We start from the raw sequence: 22,092 nt of genomic DNA on the forward strand, positions 1-22,092 counted from the left end.
TGCGCATAAAGTTGTCCCTGGGCACAATCTTTGGAAATCGGCATGGCATTTGTCTGCGGAATTTGGTAGAATGAAGACAATCTTGAAGCGGACAATACCGATGAATGCAAGACTATGCTAGGAGGAATGACATGGAGATGAGCAAGAAATTCGCGTGGACCTGGACGGTGAAGGAAGAGTACCTGGAGGAATATGTGCGGATGCACCTGGATCCCTGGCCGGAAATCATGGAGGAGCACACCAAGGCGGGCATCAGGAACTACTCCATTTTCCAAAGCGGCAACCGCTTTTTCTACTGCTTCGAATGCGACGACGTTCCGGCTGCCTTCGAATACATCGATAAAAGCGAAGCCTGCCAGCGGTGGAATGCAATCACATCCAAGATGGTGGAAGGGTCCTTTGACTTTGGGGATGCGGAGCCCATAACGCCCATGAGGGAAGTGTTCTACCTGCCATGACAAGTGCAATGGCAAAAGGCAAATGGAGAGGTGTCCCATGGATGTGAAGGAACTGGATGTGATGCTGCACCAGCTGAACGACATCGAAGCCAAGTACAGGGACCGGGTCCGGTACGACGGGGGTCAAAAGGCGTTCAGGGACATTTTTTCCACGGAAGCGATTGAGAAGGAATGGGTCATCAACATAGACAAACTTGTGAAGGACGGGGAGGTGCTGGCCATCCACAAGCATGACCGCTTTGTGGAGTTCGACTGGCACAGCCACGACTACATCGAACTGCTTTTCGTGTACTCAGGTAACATCCGGCAGGTTATCGAGCGCAAGGAAATCACCTTGACCAAGGGGGAAATCCTGCTGCTGGACATGAATGTGAAGCACAAGATTGCAAGGGCAGGGGAAGAGGATATCGCCTTGAACATCCTTTTGAAAAAGGAGTTCTTCGACTGGGTGTTCATGTCGCACTTCTCCAAAAACGAAATCATTTTCGACTTCATCGCAAAGGCCATCCACGACACGAAGAAGATGAAGCAGTACCTGGTGTTCCATACATCGGAGAACCCAGCCATCTGGGAGATCATGATGAAGGTGCTTCTGGAGTACTACCATCCCCGGATCGGCATGGATACGGCCCTGCGGAGCTACATGGCCCTCCTGTTCACAGAGCTCTTCCGGGACTACAAGAACAGCCTCGGTGAAAAGATCGTCGGAGAAATCGACACGAGCATCGACAGCGAAATCATCAGGTACATCCATGAGAACTACAGGGACCTGACCCTGACCGACTGCGCGGGCCATTTCAATTTCAATGTGGATTACATGGGAAAGCGGATCAAGCAGGTTTTCGGGGAAAGCTTCACCAACCATGTGAAGCACAAGAAGCTGGACGAGGCCTGCCACCTGTTGGAGCACACCCATGATCCGGTCACAGAGATCGTGAACAGGATCGGTTACTCGAATGTGAGCTACTTTTACCGGCAGTTCAGGCAGAGGTATGGGGTAACGCCCGACGAATACCGTTCACGGGGCAAGAGATAGGAGCTGTTTCGCAACAGCTCCTATGTCTTGCCTTTCTTCATGGACTGGATTGTGTCAGCCGAATGTCAGCCCCTCTTGCTTAATACGTCGTTCTCGTATTGCTTGACCTCGTCCAACCAGTCCAATCCGACGGCGATGTTGTTCTTTTCGCAGTAATGGTCCCAGATGGCCTGCCATGGGTAGGACTTCAGCTCTTCCAACAGCGCCAGCCGCTTGGTCAGGTCGAAGGACTTCTCGGTTGCGAACAGTTCGGCCTTGGGTTCCAGCAGCGCCAGCAGCAATGCCTTCCGCATGTTCCTGGTACCGATGGCCCAGGCTGCAATGCGGTTGATGCTTCCGTCGAAAAAATCCAGACCGATGTGGACCCGGTCCAGCAGGTCGTGACGGACGATTTCCTGGGCAATGGCCATCAGCTCGTCATCCAGAAGGACCACGTGGTCGCTGTCCCAGCGAACCGGACGGCTGACGTGGAGCAGAAGCTGGTCGACGAACAGGGACAGGGCGGAAATCTTGTTTGAGATGACTTCAGTAGGATGGAAATGGCCTGCATCCAGGCAGAGGAGGGTCTTGCTCTCCATCGCATACCCCATGTAGAACTCATGGGAACCGACCACATAGCTCTCGGAGCCGATGCCGAACACCTTGCTTTCCACGGCGTCCAGATGGCATTTGGGATCCAGCTTCTCCTCCAGGCAGATGTCCAGGGATTCCTTCAGAAGCTTGCGGGGGCCCAAACGGTCCGCGGGAATGTCCTTGAAACCGTCCGGCATCCAGATGTTCATGACGGAAGGCTGCCCCAGTTCCCTGCCGAAATATTCGCTGATCCTTCTGGAACGCTTCACATGCTCGATCCAGAAGTCCCGGATTCCCTTGTCGGGGTGGCTAAGGCTCAAGCCGTTGTCCAGTTTCTCGTGGGAGAAGAGGGTCGGGTTGAAATCCAGGCCGATGTCCTGTTCCTTTGCCCATGCCACCCAGTTGGCGAAATGTTTGGGTTCGATCTGGTCCCGGTCGACGAATTCTCCGCCGTTTTCCAGATAGATGGCGTGCAGGTTCAGCTTCTTGGGTCCGGGAATTAGGGAGAAAGCCTTCTCCAGGTCCTGCCGGAGTTCCTCTGCATTCCTGGCCTTGCCCGGGTAGTTGCCGGTGGATTGGATGCCGCCCGTCAGTTCCTTGTTCTCGCTTTCGAAGCCACCGACGTCGTCGCCCTGCCAGCAATGCAGGGAAATTTTGATCTGGTCCATTTTTGCAAGGGCTTTTTCAACGTCCACGCCCAATGCGGCGTATTTTTGCTTAGCCAATTCGTAGGATTGTTCGATGAGGTTTGACATGGTATTCCTCCTGGGGTGTATGATGGATTGGTGGGGATGGCCTGGCGGTTCAGGGCAGGCGGGTGAATGTGTCCCAATGGGGAAGGAAGGTTTTGGAATCGCTGGGAACAAAGGTCTTGTTCCCGAAGGATTCCAGGACGACCTTCCTGCCTTCCTTCAAATCGGGAATGTCGCCCAAGGCAATGTGCTGCAGAAGCAAGTTGCCGATGGCGGTGGCTTCCATGGGACCCGCCTGGACGGTGCATCCGGTGAAGTCGGCGCACAATTGGTTCAGGAACTCGTTCTGGCAACCGCCCCCGACGATGTGGATCCGGTTGATTTCTTTTCCGCTGACCGAACGGAGCTTTTTCAGCACATCCCTGTACTGGAAAGCCAGGCTCTCGAAGATGCACCGGGCGACCTCTCCGGGGGTCTCTGGTACGGCCTGGCCGGTTTCGCCGCAGTAGGCTTGGATTTCCTCGACCATGTTTGCAGGATTCAGGAACCGGTTGCTGTTCGGGTTGACCAGGCACTTGAAGGGCTCGGATGCGGCGGCAAGCCGGACCAGTTCGGCGAAGGAGTGCCGGTCTTTGTATAGGCGCTTGACCTCCTGGATGAGCCAAAGGCCCATGATGTTCTTCAGGACACGCACGGTGTCGAACACGCCCCCCTCATTGGTGAAGTTGTACTGCCTGGATAACTCCGTGCAGATGGGGGTCTTGCTCTCGATACCCATCAGGGACCAAGTGCCGGAGCTGATGTAGGCGAAATCCTCGCTGACGGCGGGGATGGCTGCTATCGCGGAGGCGGTGTCGTGGGTGCCTGGGGCGATGACCTTGACTGGGGCGTCGTTTTCGGGAAGGATGCCTTCCTTGAAGTTTCCGATGACGGTCCCGGGATGGACCACGACCGGGAAGAGGCTTTTTGGAATGCCGATGGCCTCCAGAAGTTCGGAATCCCATCTTTTATCGGTGATGTTGAAGAGTTGGGTTGTCGTCGCGTTCGTGAATTCGTTGGTGGCGATTCCTGTCAGCAGGAAGTGGAGATAGTCTGGAATCAACAGAAGATGTTTGGCGCCCTCCATGTCCTGGGGGCGAGTGCGCGCATGCTCGTAGAGCTGGTAGAGGGTGTTGAAGGGCAGGAACTGGATTCCGGTCTTTTCATAGATCTTTTCGCTTGGCATGACAGATGTAATCTTCTCTAGGGTCCCGTCGGTGCGATGGTCCCTATAGGCATAGACGGGAGAGACGCGGTCCCCGTCTTTGTCCACAAGCACATAGTCGACACCCCAGGTGTCGATGCCGACGCTGTCGAAACGGTGGGCAGTCCCCTTCAGGCCTGTGAGGATCTCCTGGAACAAAGAGTCCACATCCCAGAAGAAATGGCCGTCCTGCTCCGTCATCCGGTTGCTGAAGCGGTGGATTTCCTCCAGCTTCAACCTGCCTTCTTCAAAGGTGCTGCGGATGAGGCGGCCGCTGGAGGCCCCGATGTCTACAGCGATGCATGATTTGGGCATATTCGAGCTCCTTTCTTTATCTATCACTGGCACCAGTATACCTGAAATCCAAGGGGATGACATTGACCCAGGACGCTCTGGGATATGTCAAAAGGGGAGATGCGTGCACTTTGCTTTGTGTTTGTGTGTGTTTGTGTTGTTTTGCGGTTTGACTTTTTCCGGTCATGGTGTTAGAATTTCCATAACATGTGGGATGAGGATGCCCGCAGGAAAGAAGAGGAGATCCCATGCTTCCATTGGAGAGAAAACAGGAAATCGTGAAAATGCTGGTGCAAAGCAGGTCCGTCAAGGTGGCGGACCTGAGTGCGATTTTTAACGTCACCGAGGAGACGATCCGCCGGGACATGGAGAAACTGGAGAGGGAAGGTCTGCTGAAACGCACCTATGGCGGCGCGGTCCTGCTCGAGAGTCCGGGGGAAGACATGCCCTTCGCATGGAGGGTGAAGGAGCATACGGACGAGAAGAGGCGGCTTGCCGGTCTCGCCGTGGAGTTTATCAAAGACGGCGACACCATCATGCTGGACTCCAGCACCACCGCCCTGGAAGTGGCCAAAGCCCTGGGCGAGGAGCGACAGGTGACGCTGATCACCAATTCGGTGAACGTGTGCGTGGAGTTGGCACACCACAAGAACTGCAGGATCATCTCCACGGGGGGCATCCTGAACGCGAAGACCATGTCCTTCGAAGGCCCGACGGCGGTGAAGAACCTTAGCGCCTACTATGCGGACAAGGCAATCTTCTCCTGCAAGGGGATCGACCTGGAGCGGGGGGTCATGGAGTCCAGCGAGTATGAGGCTGAAATCAAGAAACGGATGATCCAGGCGGCGAAGCGGGTCGTCCTGGTCGTGGACGGAAGCAAGTTCGAGAAGATGTCCCTGGTGAAGATCGACGATTTCAGCCATGTGGACGTGCTGGTCACGGACCGCTCCTTGGACGGGGAATGGATGGAGCAGATGGAAAGGCACGGCATCCAGGTGGTGGTCGCCCGGGAGGGGGATGTGCCGGCGGAATGAAGGAAGTAGAGTGCCCGCACGGTCGGATAAACCTGCGGGTGCTTTTTTTGTCTTTTTGAAATGTGGGAAAATATTTGTTTGTGTCTTTTTGTGTTGACAGCAGCGAACCGTGGTGCTAATATAAAACAAAGACAACATAAAACAACATAAAACAACAATTCGCAAGGGGAAACGCCAATAAAACAAGCAAACAAAACAGCAGGAGGTCAAACCATGGGTAACGAGGTGGAACTGAAGCAAGAAATCTGTGAAATCGGCAGAAGGATCTACAACAGGGGCATGGTTGCCGCAAACGACGGCAACATCTCTGTGAAGGTGGGCCCCAACGAGTTCCTCTGCTCGCCGACAGGCGTCAGCAAGGGGTTCATGACACCGGAAATGATCTGCAAGGTGGACGGGGAAGGCAATGTCTTGGAGGCGAGCGGAAAGTACAAGCCTTCTTCTGAAATCAAGATGCATCTGCGGGTCTACAAGAAGCGGGAGGATGTGACGGCTGTGGTCCACGCCCACCCCATCTATGCCACTTCCTATGCGATTGCGGGCATTGAGCTGACCCAGAAGATCATGCCGGAAGCGATCATCTTCCTGGGGGAAGTCCCGATCGCCCCCTACGGACTTCCTTCCACACCGGAAATTCCGGATGCGGTGGAGCCCTATCTGGAATCTTACGATGCGGTGCTGCTGGAGAACCACGGTGCGCTCACCTGGGGGCAGGACCTGATGAGCGCTCACTTCAAGATGGAATCGGTGGAATTCTATGCGCAGCTTGCCTACCATGCGAAGATGCTGGGCGGTGCCAAGGAACTTCCCCCGGAAGAGGTCGCAAGGCTGTACGAACTCAGAAAGGCCTTCAAAGTTCCCGGAAGGCATCCGGCGGACAAGATGTAGGAAAAGCAACGGCAAAAGGTGCCAGGCGCTGTGAACATTTGTTCACAGCGCCTGGCACCTTTTTGGGCATCTTTTTGCCGAAGTCAGTCGAAATACCCCTGGTCCATGGCCCGGAAGCATGCCTCCGCTTCCGGCAAATCCAGGTCCACCAGGGGGTCGTTCAGGAAGGTCTGGAACGCCAGGTGCCTGTCCCTAGTGAATGTCGCCTCCACGATGCCCTCCTGGTTGCGGATATGCCTTTCCACCATGGAAAGGACAGGCAGGGGGAGGGTGCCTGACTGGATTGGGGTGACGGAGTCCCTGGTGAAGAGGGCGTTCGTCTCGACGATGGCGCCCATCGGGAGGGAGGGGATCTGGCCCCGGTTGGGGAGGTTCACATTGGTCACCAGGTCCCCGAGACCCAGGAGAGCCTTCATCTGGCGGACCCCCTCCTCGCCGGTTTCCTGCAGCGCGAAGGGCTCAAGCCCTGCGGCTAGGCGCCGTCCCTTTTCGAGGCGTTCCTTCTGGTTTTCCAGCCTCCAGGCAACGGGCGTCAGGCTGAATTTCCATGCCCTGACGGTTTCCGCATCCTTCAGATACCACCGGTTGGGGCAGAATTCCGCCAGGTGGCGGTCGCCTGCGGCCGCAATGACCCCGTACCGCCGGAACAGGTCGAACTTCACCCGGTTGGCGGAGGAAAAGAAGTCGTTCATCCAATTGCCGGTTTGTTCGGACTCATATCCCACAGCATGATGTTTTTCGACAAAAGCCTCGTAGACAGGAAACAGGTCGATGTCCCGCCAGGCGGCCCGGGTGATCCAGGTGAAATGGTTGATTCCCAGGACGTTGACGCGGATTTCCTCCCGCGTGACGTCCTGGACTCCCTTGACCTCCTCCAGCGCCCGGGCTAGGAGTTTCTGGGTACCGAACACCTCGTGGCAGTTCCCGATGGCCTTGATGCCCGGGAAGACCCGGTAGAGGGTGCGGGTGCAGACAGACATGGGATTCGTGTAGTTGATCACCCAGGCATCCGGAGCATGGTCGCGGATGGCTTCGGCAATTTCGATGTATAGGGGGATGGTGCGGAAGGCCCGCATGGCGCCCCCGGGACCCACCGTGTCACCCACCGCCTGGAAGATGCCGTAGCGTTCCGGGGTGTGCACGTCTACGGCCATCGTTTCTAAGGAGCCGGGCAGGATGGAAATGACCACGAAATCCGCACCAGCCAGCGCCTTCTCCAGGCTGGCCGAAACTTCGTAGCGCCAGGAGGAGACCACATCCTCCCTTTCCGCGAGCCGGTTGCCGATGATCGCATTCTCCCTGGCGGCTTCCATGTCGATGTCGTACAAGCGGACCGTGCCGCAGAGCGCAGGCTCCAGGGCCAGGTCGCTCATCAGCCCCCAGGCCCAGCCCCGGGACCCGCCTCCGATGTAGGCGATGTTGATTCCATTCATTGCAATACCTCCGTTTTCGGTTGATGGGATTATAAGGCTTCCGCCAGGGCGGCCAGGGCCAGGGATTGACCGTAAGCCATGGGCGCCTTGAGGATGTTCTTGTAGTGGTCGGCATCGTGCCCCATGCCGGTTCCTGCGGATACGTTCAGGACGGTGCCGTTATTGTCGATGTTCCCGATGAGCGCGGAGATTGCTTTCCAGGCCAGGGAGGCGTGGCTTTCGTCCAAGAGGCCAAGCTTGACCCCTTTCAGCATCCCTTTTGCAATCGCGGCTGAACCGGAGACCTCCTCATAGCTGGTGGGATCGGTCAGTACGGTGTGCCAGAGTCCGGAAGAGGATTGGCACTTGGACAGTGCGGCGACCTGTGCCTTGTAGGTGTCGATGATGTAGTCCCGTACGCCTTCGTCGATGGTGTCGCCGACGATCTCCAGGTAGTCCATGATGCCGAAGGTGAACCAGGAGTTGCCCCGGCACCAGAACACGCCGCCGAAATGGTCGTTCCGGTTGAAACTCCATCCATGGAAGAACAGTCCCGTATGGATGTCGTAAAGGTATTTGATATGGACCAGAACCTGCTTCAGGGCCTCGCTCTGCCAGTCCTTCCTGCCGTAGGTGCGGCCCATTTTCGCCAGGAACAGGACAGCCATGAAAAGGGTGTCGATCCACATCTCGCCGTCGTTGAGCTGCACTCCGTGGCGGTCTCCGATGGCGCTGGTCACATGCTGGAAACCGCCCTCCTTCGTTTTGGGGAGCTCCCGTAGCAGCCAGTCGGCATGCCGGATGCACATGTCCTCATACTCCTTGTTGCCTGTGCGCCGGGCAAACCCCAGGAGCGTGAGATAGGGGGCGGTGGTGTTGATGTTGCGGGACGGAAGACCTTTTTTGATGTTTGCCGTGAACCAGTGCGCCAGGAAAGTGTCGTAACGGTTGTCGCCGTGGCATCGCTGCAGGATGTCCAGGCCATACAGGCCCACCCCTTGGGGCCAGTCCCATTCCATGATGCCGAAATCTCGGGCGATCAGACCCTGCTTGATGGCAGCGGCACCTGTGGTCTTGTCCTCCTCGTAATTGGCGTCCCCCATTTCCATCATGTTCCGTACAACCTTTTCGATGTTCCCAAGCAACGCTGTGTGATCGACTTGCGCCATGCTAGTTTCCTCCATTCATTTTTTTGATGTATTCGGTGGGTGTCATGCCGGTATTCCTTTTGAACACCTGGCTAAAGTATTGGGGGTTGTTGCCGCAGCCGACCGCTTCCGCCACGATGTATATCTTTTCAATCCCGCAATCAAGCAAGAGCTCCTTTGCCTTCCGGATCCGCGTGTTGGTCAAAAAGGCGGAAAATTTGTCGCCGGTTTCCTTGATGAATTGCTTGCTTACGTAATCCACATTCATGAAAAGGTGGTTTTCGGCGATCCATTTCAGGGAAAGGCTTGGGTTGGAAAGGTTTTCCTCCACATAGGAGATGATTTTCTCGATGAAATCCTTGTACTTGTGCTCCAAGCCGTCAGAAGCGCCGAAGATTTCCTTCTGGTGAAGGTTGAACAGGTGAAGGACATCCCCAGCCTCAGTGCTATCGTTGAGCTCCAGAAGGATTTCGGAGGTCAGCACAGGTGTCAGTTGGCGGTGCGGGTTTTTAAGAAGCAGGTTGGACACAAGGGTTTTCAAGAAGCTGACATCGTTGACGGAAAGGAGCTGCTCGTCCAGTTCGTTGATCAGCTGCTGGCGGAGGTCGCCGGATGCTTCGTGGATCTGACGTGACAAGGTCCCGATCCGGTCGATGAGGAAGCGGTAATTGTAGACCGGATTGATGCGCGTCCCCTGTATCAGATTGACCACTTCATACCGGCGCAACCGCCCCAAGGTTTCCTCCAGAAGAAGCTCCAGATTCTCGAAACCTTGCCGTACATATTTGATCCCGTCACCGGCGGGGGATGCGGACGCATTGGAAAAGAAGCTGTCCATGTCGGCATAGGAAACGTCAAAGGATTCGAAGAAGAACAACAGCGTCTGCTGGACATAAATGGGGTATACAGGCAGTCCCGGCGAATGCTGTGCCATATAGGCATATATTTTTTCCAAAAAGCCCTCCAGGTTTTCCGTATCGAGAAAATGGAAGTAGGCTACCTGGTAGCCGGTGTGGCGGAAATCCAGATACATGCCGTACTGGCGCAGGAGGGAAGGAAGGTCGGCTTCATTGGAAAGCCCTTCGATCAGGATGTTCCTAATGATCGTCTTCCGCATGTTGACCATCAGCAGCTGCCTTTCCTGCTGCAGGTCGTGGAGCGCCTTTCTCCGGTAACAGTCCTCCTTGACGGTGTTGATGACTTCCATAATCTGGTGTTCGTTGCACGGCTTCAGCAGATAATGCTTGACACCATATTTCATGGCTTCCTTCGCATATTCGAATTCACCGTATCCGGACAGGATGATGTACTCGATGCTGCGGTCCGTTTCGGAAAGCCGCTTGATCAGTTCCAGTCCTGACAGACCGGGCATTTTGATATCCGTCATGACGATGTCAGGATACTCGTCGAGGATCGTGTCGTAGGCCTCGATGCCGTTCTTGCACAACCCCACGACATTGATCCCCAGGCCCTTCCAATCGATGATGTCGTTGATGGTTTCCCGGATGATCCGCTCGTCATCCACAATGACCAGTCTTAGCATAGGTTGCCTCCCTGCAGATGGAAATGGTTAATGGTTGCGGTAGGGGATGTGGATGCAGACGACCGCATGCCCCTCTTCGTTGTACAGTTTCAAGCCATAGGGTGCCCCGAAGGTGAGCCTGATCCGCTTGTGGATGTTGAGCAGTCCGATCCCCAAACCGCCAGGTTGTACGGACTTCCCCTCGAGCAGTTCCAGCAGGTCCGGGTCGATGGTGGAGCCGCTGTTCTTGACGAACAGGAACAGGTCATCGTCCGCATGCAGAAGGGACAGCTCGATGGAACATCCGTCGAGGTTTTCCTCCAGTCCATAATGGATGGCATTTTCGACCAGTGGCTGGATCGTAAGCCTAGGCAGCAGAGCGTCGTGATAGGCGGAGGGGATGTCCTGATGGAAGACCAGGTGCTCCTCGAAACGGAGCTGCTGGATTGTGATGTAGTCGCCTATGAAATCCAGCTCCTGCTTCAAGGTGATCAGCCCCTCCTCCCTGCTGAGCGTGCTCCGCAGCATCCTTCCAAGGGATTCCACCATCTGGGAGATCTTTTCGGCGCCGATGGCCTTGGCCCGCCAATTGACGGATTCCAGTATGTTGTAGAGGAAATGCGGATTCAGCTGGGTTTCCAGTGCCTTGATCTGGGCCTCCTTGATCAGCAATTCCTTCAGGTAATTCTCGTTTAGAAGGTACCGGATCCTTGTCGCCATGTCGTCGAATTGCCTGTGGAGCAGGCCCAATTCGTCCGTCCTTTCGGAATAGTCATATCCCCCCACCGGCACGGCCTCGGTGTCGCTGCTGAATTTCCGCATTTTCAGAACCAGATTGTCGAAGTGGCGGACGAGCAGACGCGTGAGCAGCGAGGAGAGGGCCATGGCAAGGAGGATCCCCGCGCAGACGACACCCGCATAGACCATGTAGGAAACACGGATGGAATCATAGATGGAATCATAGGGGACAAGGCTGATGTAGGTCCAGCCGTACTTCTCCAGGAGGCTTTGGACCGCGAAGTACTTGTGTCCGTCCAAGGTGACCACGTCGTAGGAGCCCGAAAGTGTTTTGGGGATGGAGGCCGCTTCCGGGGATGCCAGGGCATCGGAGCTGTAAATCAACGCCCCCTCTTCATTGAACAAGGCATACGTGGCCGAATCGTATTGCTGGCTGAAGCGGGTGGCCGAGCGGATCATTTGATCCGGATCGATGGTGATGGTAAGGATGCCGATGGTGGACAAGTCCAGATTCTGGATCCTCCGGATGGACCTGGTCAGAAACATGCCATGGTCCTGACCGTTTCCGGTGACCCATGCGATGGCCCCATCCGCAGCCAGCGCGCGCCCCAGGATGTCCATCCTGACCTCCTCGGGGCTTGCCAGGGAAAGCAGCCGGTTGGTGTCCACGGTGGAATAACCGGTGGCCAGACTGATATTGGTGATATGGTTCTTTTTGAACTCGGCGTAATGGTTCAGCAGATTCGAGTAAAGCGACTGGTAGGCGGACCTCTGCACGATGCTGTCCCCGGAGATTGCGAGGATGGAGAGGTTGGATTGGATGGTGGGGTCGGCCAGCATGATGTTGGCCAGGACTGTCGCATTGTCCAGGGTGTTTTCTATATAATAGGAAGAGCCGGACAGGGCGGAGGCGGTAGACTCGTAAATCAGCTTGTTGTTGGACTGGATGACCAGCTTGATGCCGAAAATCAGCATGGTGCTCAACATGGAAACGTGTATGATCATGATGATCGCCATGATCTTCCTTTTCAAGGGAAGGTTGGCGACCCATTTGGCAATGCGCTTGGATGGAATCATAATGGCATGACCTCCTGAATGTAAGCCTGATTAACTACAGTATAATGAAATTTCAAGACAAATACACTGTTTTTATGACGACTCCCGGTTTTTCACACGGGGTTGTCGGTTTTTTGTACAGTGGAAGGCTCGCACAAGCGGTTTGGCATAGGGCACAGTCGGTTTATTGGAGCAGGCACCCGGTTTATTCTCTTCAAAACAAGGCAAAGACTGGCTATAATGAAACCATGTTAAGAGATAAAAAGGTGAAGGGAACAAATCAATCTGACGAATCGAAGGAGCGAACAGTTATTATGAAAAAACTTGCGAAAATTTTGGTGATGATCCTTGTGATGGCCAGCCTGTCCGCATGCGGCAGCAAAACAGAAGACACGGGACAGAATGCGGCGCAAGGCGGCGGGGCGGAAGGCAACGGGGAGAAAGTGCAGCTGGTCGTAACTTGGTGGGGGAACCAGGCTAGGAACGAAAGGACACAGGCGGCCCTGGACCTGTACGCGGAAGAAAACCCCAACGTGACATTCGACGGACAATTCTCCGAATGGGCGGACTACTGGAACAAGCTGGCCATCGCTTCTGCGGGAAGTTCGCTGCCGGATGTCATCCAGATGGACTACGCGTACCTGGGACAATATGTGCAGAACGACCTGCTGGTCGACCTGAAACCCTACATCGAAAGCGGCTTGTTGGACCTGTCGAACGTGTCGGAAGAAATCGTTGAGGTGGGAACCATCGACGGAGGCGTCTACGGCATATCGATCGGCGTCAACGCGCCGGCGCTCATGTACAACAAGACGCTGCTGGACGAAGCCGGCATCGAAGTCAAGGACAACATGACGATTGACGAGTTCATCGCACTGAGCAAAGAGGTTTATGGTAAGACGGGCTACAAAACGAACATCGCCTACCAGAAAGGCAACAACTTCAGCGAATACCTGCTGCGCGGCAACGGCGTGAACTTCTTCGAAGGCGAACAACTGGGTTCCACGGACCCGGCAGACTACAAAGCCTACTTCGACCTTTATGAAATGGGAATCAAAGAAGGCTGGTATGTGTCTCCCACGATCTTCACCGAGCGGAATGCAGGCTCCGTCGAGCAGGATCCCCTGGTGTACGGATCTTCTCCGGATTCCCGTTCCTGGTGCGGATTCTTCTTCTCCAACCAGTTGACTGCCATGCAGACCGCAGCGGATGCCGATGGCATTGAAATCGGAATCACCTCCTGGCCCGCCAAAGACGTGAAAGCGGCCAACTACGTGAAGCCCAGCATGTTCCTGTCCGTAGGCGTCAACAGCAAGAACCCTGAAGAGGCCGTCAAAGTGATCGATTATTGGACGAATTCCGTAGACGCCAACAACATCCTTTTGGGAGAGCGCGGAGTGCCGATCTCAACGGAAGTGGCAGAAGCCATCCTGCCACAGCTCAGCAAGACCCAGCAAGACGTCACCAAGTACATCAACGAAGTGGTGATGCCGAACTCATCCCAGATCAATCCCCCTGCGCCAAGCAAATCGGCTGAAGTCTATCAGTTGCTGAGCCAATTGGAGGAGCAGGTTTGCTATGGAAAAATGACGGCGGAAGAAGCTGCCAACCAGTTTGTTGAAAAGGCAAACGTCCTGCTGCAGTAGGGGAAGGAAAGGAAGACAATGTAATGGGAAATACAATTGCTGCGATTAGGAAAAAATTGTATCAGGATAACATAGCCGGCGTGGTCTGTTCGCTTCCGTTCATCATAGGATTCTTACTGTTCATGATTGTTCCAATGCTTGTTTCCTTATATTATTCTTTTTGCGACTACAACATTTTGGCTCCGCCCGTTTGGGTCGGCATCAAGAATTATGTGAAAATCTTCACCGGGGACCCCACATTCTACAAGACGGTTTTGGTGACGTTCTACTTCGCCTTCGCATCCGTGCCGCTGCGGCTGATCTTCGCATTGATTGTGGCCTTGCTGCTGGTGAAGTCCACCAAACTGACACCCATGTATCGCGCGGTCTACTACCTGCCTTCAATCATCGGAGGCTCGGTAGCCGTAGCAATCCTCTGGAAAAGGATGTTCGCCACAGACGGCGTCCTGAACAACGTGCTGGGACTGTTCGGGTTGAACAGGGACTTCTCCTGGCTGGGTGACACGCGGACGGCGATTTGGGTTCTGATCATTCTGGCGGTTTGGCAATTCGGGTCTTCAATGCTGATTTTCCTGGCATCCCTGAAGCAGATCCCTGCATCCCTGTATGAGGCGGCAGATGTGGACGGCGCTAGCAAATGGTCGCAGTTCTGGAACATTACACTGCCGCTTCTGACACCAACAATCTTCTTCAACCTGGTCATGCAGACCATCAACGGATTCCTGGCGTTCACCCAATGCTACATCATCACACAAGGGAAACCGATGGATTCCACATTGTTCTATACGGTTTACATGTACCAGCAGTCGTTCGAGTTCTACAACACGGGGTACGCCGCAGCGCTGGCGTGGGTGATGCTGCTCATCATCGGCCTGATCACATGGTTCCTCTTTGCAACTAAACGGTTCTGGGTATACGACGGGGGGCTGTAGACAATGAAAAAGAAAAACCAATCACTAAAGCAAGTCATCTATCTGGTTGTCGTTTCAGGTCTTGGCATCCTGATGATCTATCCCCTGTTGTGGATGGTCATGAGTTCATTCAAGGAAAGCAATACGATCTTCACCACAGCGGGACAATTGATCCCTTCCAAGTTCATCTTTGACAACTACGTCAACGGCTGGAAAGGGTTCGCCAAGGTGGGGTTCGACACGTTCTTCAAGAATTCCCTTTTCATCTCCGTAACCGCGACGGTAGGAACGGTCCTTTCGTCCTCCCTGGTGGCCTACGGGTTCGCCCGGGGCAGGTTTTGGGGCCGGAAAGCCCTCCTGGTCGCGATGCTGCTTTCCATGATGCTTCCTGCGCAGGTGCTGATGATCCCTCAGTACCTGTGGTACCAGAAGTTGGGATGGGTCGGCACATACTATCCGCTCATTGCCCCCTATTTCTTTGCAATCCAGGGATTCTTTGTCTATCTGATGATGAACTTCATTGAAGGGATTCCGAATGAGCTGTACGAGGCAGCCAGGATAGACGGCTGCAGCTTCTACGGAATCTATGCCCGGATCATCCTGCCGCTAATCACACCGGCGCTGATTACAGGGGGGATATTCTCCTTCATCTGGAGATGGGACGATTTCCTTTCCGCACTCCTGTATGTGAACGATTCATCCAAATATCCGGTCAGTCTGGCGTTGAAGCTGTTCAGCGATCCAGGTTCGTCCTCCGACTACGGCGCCATGTTTGCAATGGCGACCCTGTCGATCCTGCCGATCATGCTGATCTTCATCTTCCTGCAGAAGTATCTGGTGGAAGGGATCAGCACCTCGGGTCTGAAAGGGTAGGGAGAAAAACATGATCTATTCCGTACTGGACACAGGCGCTGTGGGAGACGGGCAAACAAACGACGCTCCTGCAATCCAAAAGGCAATCGATGCCTGCCATGAGGCAGGTGGAGGACGGGTCCTCCTGGAGAGCGGCAGAACCTACTATGCAAGCTCCATCGAACTGAAAGGGAATGTGGACCTGCACATCGGAAAAGGGGCCGTCCTGAAGGCCCACAGCGACATCGGCACCTACATCCGGCCCAACGGGGAAGGGGTTGCCGACAAGGAGAAAAGGGTGGGGAATCCGGTAACGGGAAAACCGTCCTATGCATTCATCTACGCGAAGGATGCCCACAACATTACGATTTCCGGGGAAGGTGCCATCGATGGGAACGCATATGCCTTTGTGAAACGGGTCAGCCCCTACTATGTGACAGGGGACTTCTATCCCCGCCCCACCCTGGTCTACACCGAACACTGCAACCACTCCACCTTCACGGGCGTCACCATGCGCAACGCGCCCTTTTGGACGCTGCACCCCGCCGGATCGGATGATGTGGCGATCCATGGCCTGCGCATCCTGAACGACCTGGATGTGGCCAACAGCGATGGAATCGATCCGGACCACTGCACCAACGTGCGGATCTCCGGCTGCCACATCACCTGTGCGGACGACTGCATCTGCCTGAAGACGACTGTGGGCAACAGGGAATACGGCCCCACAAGGAACGTAGTCATCACGAACTGCACTCTGGTTTCGACCAGTGCGGCGATCAAAATCGGCACGGAAGGGGTGGACGATTTCGAGAATGTCCTGGTGGACAACTGCATCATCACCGGCAGCAACCGGGGCATCTCCATCCAAGTCAGGGACGGGGGCAACGTGCGCAACGTGAGCTTTTCCAACATCATCATCGAGACAAGAAGGTTTTCCGGGGATTGGTGGGGATGCGCCGAACCGATCGTGATAACCGCCCATGACAGGGACGCCCAAACGAAAAGCGGCAGCGTCAGCCGCGTCCGATTCCAGAACATCACCTGCGATGGTGAAAACGGCATCTTCATCTCGGGAAACGAAAACACGCCGATCAAAGACCTGGCGTTCGAAAAAATCCGCGTCACACTCAGAAGCAAAAGCAAATGGCCGAAAGGGTTCTACGACCTGCGTCCCATTCCGGACGGGAACGGGATTTTGGAACAAAAGAGCTCCCCAATCTTCCTGCGCCATGTGGACGGCGTGGAGATGAAAGACGTCAGGACTTCCATCAGCGAGGATGACCGGTCCCTGTTTTCCGAGGAAGGCAGCTGCGAACATTGCGAAAACGTGTCGGGAAAGGTCTGGCGGGGCTGAAAAGGAGAAAGCATGGTAGGAACCAGAGGACATGACGTAGGAACCATGGAACCGCAGGAACTGGCGGAAAAAATGAAGGAATTCGGTGCCGAAGCGGTACAGCTGGTCGCATACAAGGCGATCCGAGGGGTTTCGTCCAAACCAGGGGCGATGGACGCCGAAACTGCAGCCGGAATACGAAAGGCATTCGAGGAACAGGGCATCCGGGTATCCATTGTGGGTAGCTACTTCAACCTGCTGGAACGGCCCGAAGAACTGGAATCCGATGTCCAACGTTTCAAGGAATATTTGAAGTTCGCCAAAGATCTAGGCGGCTCTTTGGTCGGCACGGAAACGGGCTCCTATGATGCGGAATGGAAGTTCCATCCGGAAAACCATACGGAGGCGGCGTTTGAAAAGGCCGCAGCCGTCATCGGGGAGCTGGTGCGGACGGGGGAAGCGGTGGGGGTCCAGGTAGGCATCGAAGGCGCCTATGACCATGTCGTCTACAGCCCCGAAAAAATGGCGGAGCTGATCGAACGCATACCTTCCGACAATCTAAGGGTGGTGTTCGACCCGGTCAGTTTCCTTCACAAGGCGAATTACAGGGAAGCCGACCGGATGATCGACGAAGCCTTCCGTCTTTTCGGCGACCGCATCGCGCTCGTTCACGCCAAGGATTTTGTGCTGGAGGGGGATGGGATCAAGCGGGTCCCCATAGGACAAGGCTTGATGGATTATGACAGGCTCTGCGGCAAAATCAAAGGGCTTGGACGGGAAGTGGACATCATCGTCGAGGAATTGACAGGGGACGAGCTGAGGGAGAGTTTATTCTTTTTGAAAAAGAGAATGTCGGATATATAGGCCCTTCCTGGAATCCGACAAGCCGATAGAAGGGCTCCGGTCCGCAAACAACTGTTTGCGGACCGGAGCCCTTCTATCGTACAATTCATTACTGCGCTTGGGGATAGTCCCACGGTACGCACAATAGTTATTGTACGGTTTTTTCCAACTTCTCCTTCACGTTCTGGATATGCCCTTTCTTTGTGTCCTCGTCCGCAAGAGAATGCTTTTCGAGACGTTCAAACAGGTGCGCCACGTGTTCTTCCGACAGGACTTGCTGTTTGCTTACGATGTCTTTTTTCAAGGCGGCATAGAGTGCGTTGCGCTTGAGCACCTTCACGTTCTGCGATGTCATTGTGATTTTCTTCAATTCGCACCGTTCGCTGAATACGACGTAGGAATGGAGGAGGCTGCTGTCGATTTCCCCCAGGAGTTTTGTCAATGCGCCCATGTGCGCCTTGTTCTGCCATATGGGGTTGAAAAACTTGTTCTTCTTTCCACCCTTCAACGACTGTGTCCAATTCTTGCTTTTTTCATCTCCAAAAATCCAACCGCTGTAATTTTTTGACTCGAAAACATAGAGTCCTGACCGGTTGATCATCAGCACGTCAATTTCTGTTGTTGTGCCATCCTCTTTAGGGACATAGATGTTCGTCAAAAGCCTGTTTTCGCCCGGAAGCTTCTCAAGCAATCCGAAGGTCAGGAACTCGCCATAATTGCCCTTGTCAAACACGGTGTTGAAGAAATTGTTTCCGCTCACTACCCCATAGCGGGATTTCTTGTATCTGATGTTGATGAAGAAAAGCCTGATTCCAATCATGGCCCCCATGATGACTAGAAGATAAGTTAAGGGCAGCAGCATCGGTAGAAACATTCCTGTTGTGTACATCCTTTTGTCCTCCTTATGCAAGGTTTGATTCATTCTACCATGTGGCTGGGGTAGTTACAATGCGCACTTGGGGTCTGACCCCAAGTGCGCAGACCCCAGGGCGCATCGGCAAGGACGACCGCCTCGTGTTTCTCGGTGATGACAGGCCCCGGCATTGCGGAAACAGGGCGGTGGAGCCCGGGTGGGACTGGGGCCATTTCTGGAATCCGACAACAAATGCGCCCTTGGGGTCTGTCCCCAAGTGCGCATTTGTTGTACAATGGGTTAAAAGGAAAAGCAGGGAGGAACGGGATGCAGACAATCAAGATGAACCTGGACGACAAGGGGCGGCTGGCCGCCATCGCCAAGGCCCTTTCGGTGGATGCGAGGATCGAAATCCTGCGCCAGCTCCGCCACCGGGAGCTGAACGTGAACGAGATCGCCGAAATCCTGGGGATCCCCCCCTCTTCCGCCGCCGCCCATGTGAAGGTCCTGGAGGAGGCGGGAATCATCCGGACCAACCTCCAGCCGGGGATCCGGGGTTCCATGAAGATGTGCCGGGTGGTCCTGGACCACGTCTACGTGGAGCTGGACACCACCGGCAACCTGGAGCGGCAGGAGGAGGTCGTGCGGATGCCCATCGGCGCCTACGTGGACTGCCGTGCCCACCCCACCTGCGGCATGGCCGGAGCCAGGGGCCCCATCGGCAGGGAGGACGACCCCGGAAGCTTCTACCTGCCGGAGCGGCTGGAGGCCAAGCTCCTCTGGGTGGGCCACGGCCATCTGGAGTACCGGTTCCCGGCCCAGAGGCTGGAGGGGAAGGGAGTGGAGTCCCTGGAAGTCTCCATGGAGCTCTGCTCCGAGGACCACGAGTACAACCTGGACCATCCCTCGGACATCACCCTCTGGGTGAACGGGTTCGAGGCGGGGACCTGGACCTGCCCCGGGGACCTGGGGGGCCGGAGGGGCCTGTTGAACCCGGAATGGTGGCCGGACAAGAACACCCAGTACGGGATCCTCAAGACCTGGAAGCTCACGGTAAACGGATGCTTCGTGGACGGGGAGCAGGGGAGCGATAGGAAGATTTCGGACTTCGGGCTGGAAGGCGGGGACTACATCACCGTCCGGATCGGCGTCAAGGAGGAGGCGGTCCACAAGGGCGGCTTCAACCTATTCGGGGACTGTTTTGGTGACCATGCACAAAATATCGTGATGAAAATTGGCTATGCCGCCAGCTGAAACCCCTTTACAACCTTCGGAAAAAGGGGTATGATTAAAACAACAGCAAATATGTTATATAACAGAAATAATGAAACAATAGAAATCCCTTTTTCCCGGAGCGGGGGGAGGGCGGACAAGAAAAGGGAGGACAACAGGATGACAGTTCTGGTTTTGGGAGGAGCGGGCTACATCGGTTCCCATACGGTGCACGCGCTGGTGGAACAGGGGGCGGACGTGGTCGTGGTGGACAACCTGGAGACGGGCTACAGGGAGGCGGTCCATCCGAAGGCCCGTTTTTACGAAGGGGACATCCGGGACCGGGCGTTCGTGGACAGCGTCTTCCAGAAGGAAAAAATCGACGGGGTGATCCATTTCGCCGCCAATTCCCTGGTGGGGGAGAGCATGACGGACCCCCTGAAGTACTATGACAACAACCTGTGCGGCACCAAGGTGCTGCTGTCAGCCATGGTGGCCCACGGCATCGACAAGATCGTCTTCTCCTCCACCGCGGCCACCTACGGGGAGGCCCAGCGGATGCCCATCCTGGAGACGGACAGGACCGAGCCCACCAACACCTACGGGGAGACCAAGCTGGCCATGGAGCGGATGTTCCACTGGACCGGGAAGGCCCACGGGCTGCGGTACGTGTCCCTGCGCTACTTCAACGCCTGCGGCGCCCTGGAGGACGGAAGCATCGGGGAGGCCCACGATCCGGAGACCCACCTGATCCCCCTGATCCTCCAGGTCCCCAACGGCCAGCGGGAGGCCATCAGCATCTTCGGGGACGACTACGACACCAAGGACGGCACCTGCGTCCGGGACTACATCCACGTCACCGACCTGGCCCAGGCACACATCCTGGCCATGGGGCACCTTCTGGAAGGGAAGGAAAGCGGCATCTTCAACTTGGGCAACGGCGTGGGCTTCACCGTGAAGGAGGTCATCGAGACCGCCCGGAAGGTGACGGGACACCCTATCCCGGCGGTGGTTTCCCCCAGGAGGGCAGGGGATCCGGCCAAGCTGATCGCCTCCAGCGAGAAGGCCAGGAGGGTCCTGGGATGGAATCCCCAACACGCGGACCTGACGGAAATCATCGGCTCCGCCTGGAACTGGCACAAGAGCCATCCCAGGGGATACAAAAAAGAATAGGGAACCTTAAAGATGGAACAGCATCCATGGACGGGATCCGGTCTTGACTTCCTGTGGGACCGGATTTATACTGGAGAGGATAGAAAACCTTTTCTATAGATTTTGATTTTCATAACCTTTCCCAACCCAGAATGGAGGAATTCCCATGGAACATAGATCGACCATACAGGAAGTGGCAAAGCGGGCGGGCGTGTCCAACAGCACGGTCTCCCGGGTGCTTAACAAGAACTACCCCGTGAAGGAGGAGACGAGGAAGCGGGTGGAGGAGGCCATCGAAGCCCTGCAGTTCAAGCCGAACCTGCTGGCCAGGAGCCTGATCCAAGACAAGAGCCACACCATCGGCATTTTGACGCCCAGCATAGAAAACCTTTTCTTTTCCCAGGTGGTCAAGGGGATCGACAGGCACACCAGGCCCCAGGACTACATCACCTTCCTCTGCACCACCGACGGGGATCCGGGGAACGAGCGGCGGATGCTGGACACCCTGTTGAACCGGAGCGTGGACGGGATCATCGTCATAGACCCCCAGACGGAGAACGTGAAAAGCGGCCTGTATGAAAAGGTGGGCAGGCGGATTCCCCTGGTGCTGGTCAACGGCTGGTACAAGGGGGTGGACTGCAACTACGTGCTGAACGACGAGGTCGCAGGTGCGGTGGAGGCCTTGGGGCACTTCCTCCGGGAGGGACACCGGCGGATCGCCTTCCTCCGGGGAAACAGGAGCCATTCCTACGATGTGAAGGAGGAGGCCTACCGGGAGTTCCTGGCGGAAGAGGGGCTGGAGCCGAAAGGGGGACAGGTCCTGCGGATTGCGGACGGGAACGGGCAGGAGACGGTGGAGCAGGCCCGGCGGGCCGTCCGGGAAGCGCTGGGGGACCGGCAGGGAACCTTCGACGCCCTCCTTTGCTGCAACGACTGGATGGCCCTGGGGGCCCTTAGGGCGGTCCGGGAGCTGAAGCTGGTGCCCGGAAGGGAGATCTCCATCATGGGGTTCGACAACACCCTGATCAGCGAGATTGCGGACATCCCCATCAGCACGGTGGACCACCACATGACAAGGCTGGGGCAGACGGCGGCCCAGCGGCTCTTCGAGGTCATTGGGGAGCCCAAGCAGAAAACAAGGAAGATCATCATGCAGACGGATCTGGTCATCCGAAGCACATGAGCAGGAGGATAAG

General features: G+C 55.7%; 19 protein-coding genes. 12 read left to right on the plus strand and 7 right to left on the minus strand.

Features of this window, described 5'->3' with window-relative positions; all coding sequences use genetic code 11:
- Positions 1-131: 131 nt before the first annotated feature.
- The gene (locus tag GXN74_RS04755; RefSeq protein WP_162369784.1) at positions 132-458 is read left to right on the plus strand and encodes an L-rhamnose mutarotase; all 327 of its coding nucleotides are present in this window, start codon (positions 132-134) and stop codon (positions 456-458) included.
- 37 nt (positions 459-495) lie between these two features.
- Complete coding sequence (locus GXN74_RS04760) at positions 496-1,494, plus strand: AraC family transcriptional regulator (protein ID WP_162369785.1); 999 nt, start codon at positions 496-498, stop codon at positions 1,492-1,494.
- A 65-nt stretch (positions 1,495-1,559) separates the two neighbouring features.
- Here GXN74_RS04760 and GXN74_RS04765 read toward each other — a convergent pair whose 3' ends face one another.
- Both GXN74_RS04765 and rhaB read right to left on the minus strand, forming a co-directional pair.
- On the minus strand, positions 1,560-2,822 hold the full coding sequence (locus GXN74_RS04765; protein WP_162369786.1) for an L-rhamnose isomerase: 1,263 nt from the start codon (positions 2,820-2,822) through the stop codon (positions 1,560-1,562).
- 49 nt (positions 2,823-2,871) lie between these two features.
- Positions 2,872-4,317, minus strand: a complete 1,446-nt coding sequence (rhaB, locus tag GXN74_RS04770) for a rhamnulokinase (protein WP_162369787.1) — start codon at positions 4,315-4,317, stop codon at positions 2,872-2,874.
- Between the two features lie 227 nt (positions 4,318-4,544).
- Here rhaB and GXN74_RS04775 point away from each other — a divergent pair, with 227 nt between their 5' ends.
- Positions 4,545-5,330: a DeoR/GlpR family DNA-binding transcription regulator gene (locus tag GXN74_RS04775; RefSeq protein ID WP_162369788.1), complete on the plus strand. Its 786-nt coding sequence runs from the start codon at positions 4,545-4,547 to the stop codon at positions 5,328-5,330.
- 213 nt (positions 5,331-5,543) lie between these two features.
- A complete protein-coding gene (locus GXN74_RS04780; RefSeq protein ID WP_162369789.1) occupies positions 5,544-6,218 on the plus strand; it encodes a class II aldolase/adducin family protein in 675 nt (224 codons plus the stop codon).
- 83 nt (positions 6,219-6,301) lie between these two features.
- Here the strand turns inward: GXN74_RS04780 and GXN74_RS04785 are convergent, their stop codons facing one another.
- From GXN74_RS04785 to GXN74_RS04800, 4 genes are read right to left on the minus strand one after another with little or no spacing between them, the layout of a single operon-like run.
- A complete protein-coding gene (locus GXN74_RS04785) occupies positions 6,302-7,651 on the minus strand; it encodes a family 4 glycosyl hydrolase (protein ID WP_162369790.1) in 1,350 nt (449 codons plus the stop codon).
- Between the two features lie 29 nt (positions 7,652-7,680).
- Entirely contained in the window at positions 7,681-8,799 is a 1,119-nt protein-coding gene (locus GXN74_RS04790) for a glycoside hydrolase family 88/105 protein (protein WP_162369791.1), read from the minus strand.
- Position 8,800: 1 nt separating this feature from the next.
- Entirely contained in the window at positions 8,801-10,321 is a 1,521-nt protein-coding gene (locus GXN74_RS04795; RefSeq protein ID WP_162369792.1) for a response regulator, read from the minus strand.
- A 27-nt stretch (positions 10,322-10,348) separates the two neighbouring features.
- On the minus strand, positions 10,349-12,115 hold the full coding sequence (locus GXN74_RS04800; RefSeq protein ID WP_162369793.1) for a sensor histidine kinase: 1,767 nt from the start codon (positions 12,113-12,115) through the stop codon (positions 10,349-10,351).
- A 293-nt stretch (positions 12,116-12,408) separates the two neighbouring features.
- Between GXN74_RS04800 and GXN74_RS04805 the strand changes: the two genes are divergently transcribed.
- From GXN74_RS04805 to GXN74_RS04825, 5 genes are all read left to right on the plus strand, one after another.
- Complete coding sequence (locus GXN74_RS04805) at positions 12,409-13,740, plus strand: ABC transporter substrate-binding protein (RefSeq protein WP_212505706.1); 1,332 nt, start codon at positions 12,409-12,411, stop codon at positions 13,738-13,740.
- 122 nt (positions 13,741-13,862) lie between these two features.
- Positions 13,863-14,672 (plus strand): carbohydrate ABC transporter permease, encoded by an 810-nt coding sequence (locus GXN74_RS04810; protein WP_425481820.1) that lies wholly within the window; start codon positions 13,863-13,865, stop codon positions 14,670-14,672.
- Positions 14,673-14,675: 3 nt separating this feature from the next.
- Positions 14,676-15,524 carry a carbohydrate ABC transporter permease gene (locus tag GXN74_RS04815; protein WP_162369794.1) on the plus strand — a complete coding sequence of 283 codons (849 nt, stop codon included), beginning with the start codon at positions 14,676-14,678 and terminating at the stop codon, positions 15,522-15,524.
- 10 nt (positions 15,525-15,534) lie between these two features.
- Positions 15,535-16,857: a glycoside hydrolase family 28 protein gene (locus GXN74_RS04820; RefSeq protein WP_162369795.1), complete on the plus strand. Its 1,323-nt coding sequence runs from the start codon at positions 15,535-15,537 to the stop codon at positions 16,855-16,857.
- Between the two features lie 12 nt (positions 16,858-16,869).
- Positions 16,870-17,700, plus strand: coding sequence for a sugar phosphate isomerase/epimerase family protein (locus GXN74_RS04825; RefSeq protein WP_162369796.1), 831 nt, complete (start codon positions 16,870-16,872; stop codon positions 17,698-17,700).
- A 127-nt stretch (positions 17,701-17,827) separates the two neighbouring features.
- On the opposite strand, the gene GXN74_RS04830 is transcribed toward GXN74_RS04825, so the two are convergent.
- A complete protein-coding gene (locus tag GXN74_RS04830; protein ID WP_162369797.1) occupies positions 17,828-18,568 on the minus strand; it encodes a nuclease-related domain-containing protein in 741 nt (246 codons plus the stop codon).
- A 291-nt stretch (positions 18,569-18,859) separates the two neighbouring features.
- Here GXN74_RS04830 and GXN74_RS04835 point away from each other — a divergent pair, with 291 nt between their 5' ends.
- The 3 genes from GXN74_RS04835 (at position 18,860) to GXN74_RS04845 (ending at position 22,079) form a co-directional block, all read left to right on the plus strand.
- The gene (locus GXN74_RS04835; RefSeq protein ID WP_162369798.1) at positions 18,860-19,786 is read left to right on the plus strand and encodes an ArsR/SmtB family transcription factor; all 927 of its coding nucleotides are present in this window, start codon (positions 18,860-18,862) and stop codon (positions 19,784-19,786) included.
- 138 nt (positions 19,787-19,924) lie between these two features.
- Complete coding sequence (gene galE, locus GXN74_RS04840; RefSeq protein WP_162369799.1) at positions 19,925-20,917, plus strand: UDP-glucose 4-epimerase GalE; 993 nt, start codon at positions 19,925-19,927, stop codon at positions 20,915-20,917.
- A 145-nt stretch (positions 20,918-21,062) separates the two neighbouring features.
- On the plus strand, positions 21,063-22,079 hold the full coding sequence (locus GXN74_RS04845) for a LacI family DNA-binding transcriptional regulator (RefSeq protein WP_162369800.1): 1,017 nt from the start codon (positions 21,063-21,065) through the stop codon (positions 22,077-22,079).
- Positions 22,080-22,092 lie beyond the last annotated feature (13 nt).

The sequence above is a fragment of the Anaerotalea alkaliphila genome (assembly GCF_010179735.1).
Taxonomy (GTDB): Bacteria; Bacillota; Clostridia; order Lachnospirales; family Vallitaleaceae; genus Anaerotalea; species Anaerotalea alkaliphila.

Bases quoted from the DNA above. Each gene is read 5' to 3' on its own strand.
- GXN74_RS04755 (WP_162369784.1), top strand. From the start codon at position 132: ATGGAGATGAGCAAGAAATTCGCGTGGACCTGGACGGTGAAGGAAGAG.
- GXN74_RS04760 (WP_162369785.1), top strand. From the start codon at position 496: ATGGATGTGAAGGAACTGGATGTGATGCTGCACCAGCTGAACGACATC.
- GXN74_RS04765 (WP_162369786.1), bottom strand. From the start codon at position 2,822: ATGTCAAACCTCATCGAACAATCCTACGAATTGGCTAAGCAAAAATAC.
- rhaB (WP_162369787.1), bottom strand. From the start codon at position 4,317: ATGCCCAAATCATGCATCGCTGTAGACATCGGGGCCTCCAGCGGCCGC.
- GXN74_RS04775 (WP_162369788.1), top strand. From the start codon at position 4,545: ATGCTTCCATTGGAGAGAAAACAGGAAATCGTGAAAATGCTGGTGCAA.
- GXN74_RS04780 (WP_162369789.1), top strand. From the start codon at position 5,544: ATGGGTAACGAGGTGGAACTGAAGCAAGAAATCTGTGAAATCGGCAGA.
- GXN74_RS04785 (WP_162369790.1), bottom strand. From the start codon at position 7,651: ATGAATGGAATCAACATCGCCTACATCGGAGGCGGGTCCCGGGGCTGG.
- GXN74_RS04790 (WP_162369791.1), bottom strand. From the start codon at position 8,799: ATGGCGCAAGTCGATCACACAGCGTTGCTTGGGAACATCGAAAAGGTT.
- GXN74_RS04795 (WP_162369792.1), bottom strand. From the start codon at position 10,321: ATGCTAAGACTGGTCATTGTGGATGACGAGCGGATCATCCGGGAAACC.
- GXN74_RS04800 (WP_162369793.1), bottom strand. From the start codon at position 12,115: ATGATTCCATCCAAGCGCATTGCCAAATGGGTCGCCAACCTTCCCTTG.
- GXN74_RS04805 (WP_212505706.1), top strand. From the start codon at position 12,409: ATGAAAAAACTTGCGAAAATTTTGGTGATGATCCTTGTGATGGCCAGC.
- GXN74_RS04810 (WP_425481820.1), top strand. From the start codon at position 13,863: ATGATTGTTCCAATGCTTGTTTCCTTATATTATTCTTTTTGCGACTAC.
- GXN74_RS04815 (WP_162369794.1), top strand. From the start codon at position 14,676: ATGAAAAAGAAAAACCAATCACTAAAGCAAGTCATCTATCTGGTTGTC.
- GXN74_RS04820 (WP_162369795.1), top strand. From the start codon at position 15,535: ATGATCTATTCCGTACTGGACACAGGCGCTGTGGGAGACGGGCAAACA.
- GXN74_RS04825 (WP_162369796.1), top strand. From the start codon at position 16,870: ATGGTAGGAACCAGAGGACATGACGTAGGAACCATGGAACCGCAGGAA.
- GXN74_RS04830 (WP_162369797.1), bottom strand. From the start codon at position 18,568: ATGTACACAACAGGAATGTTTCTACCGATGCTGCTGCCCTTAACTTAT.
- GXN74_RS04835 (WP_162369798.1), top strand. From the start codon at position 18,860: ATGCAGACAATCAAGATGAACCTGGACGACAAGGGGCGGCTGGCCGCC.
- galE (WP_162369799.1), top strand. From the start codon at position 19,925: ATGACAGTTCTGGTTTTGGGAGGAGCGGGCTACATCGGTTCCCATACG.
- GXN74_RS04845 (WP_162369800.1), top strand. From the start codon at position 21,063: ATGGAACATAGATCGACCATACAGGAAGTGGCAAAGCGGGCGGGCGTG.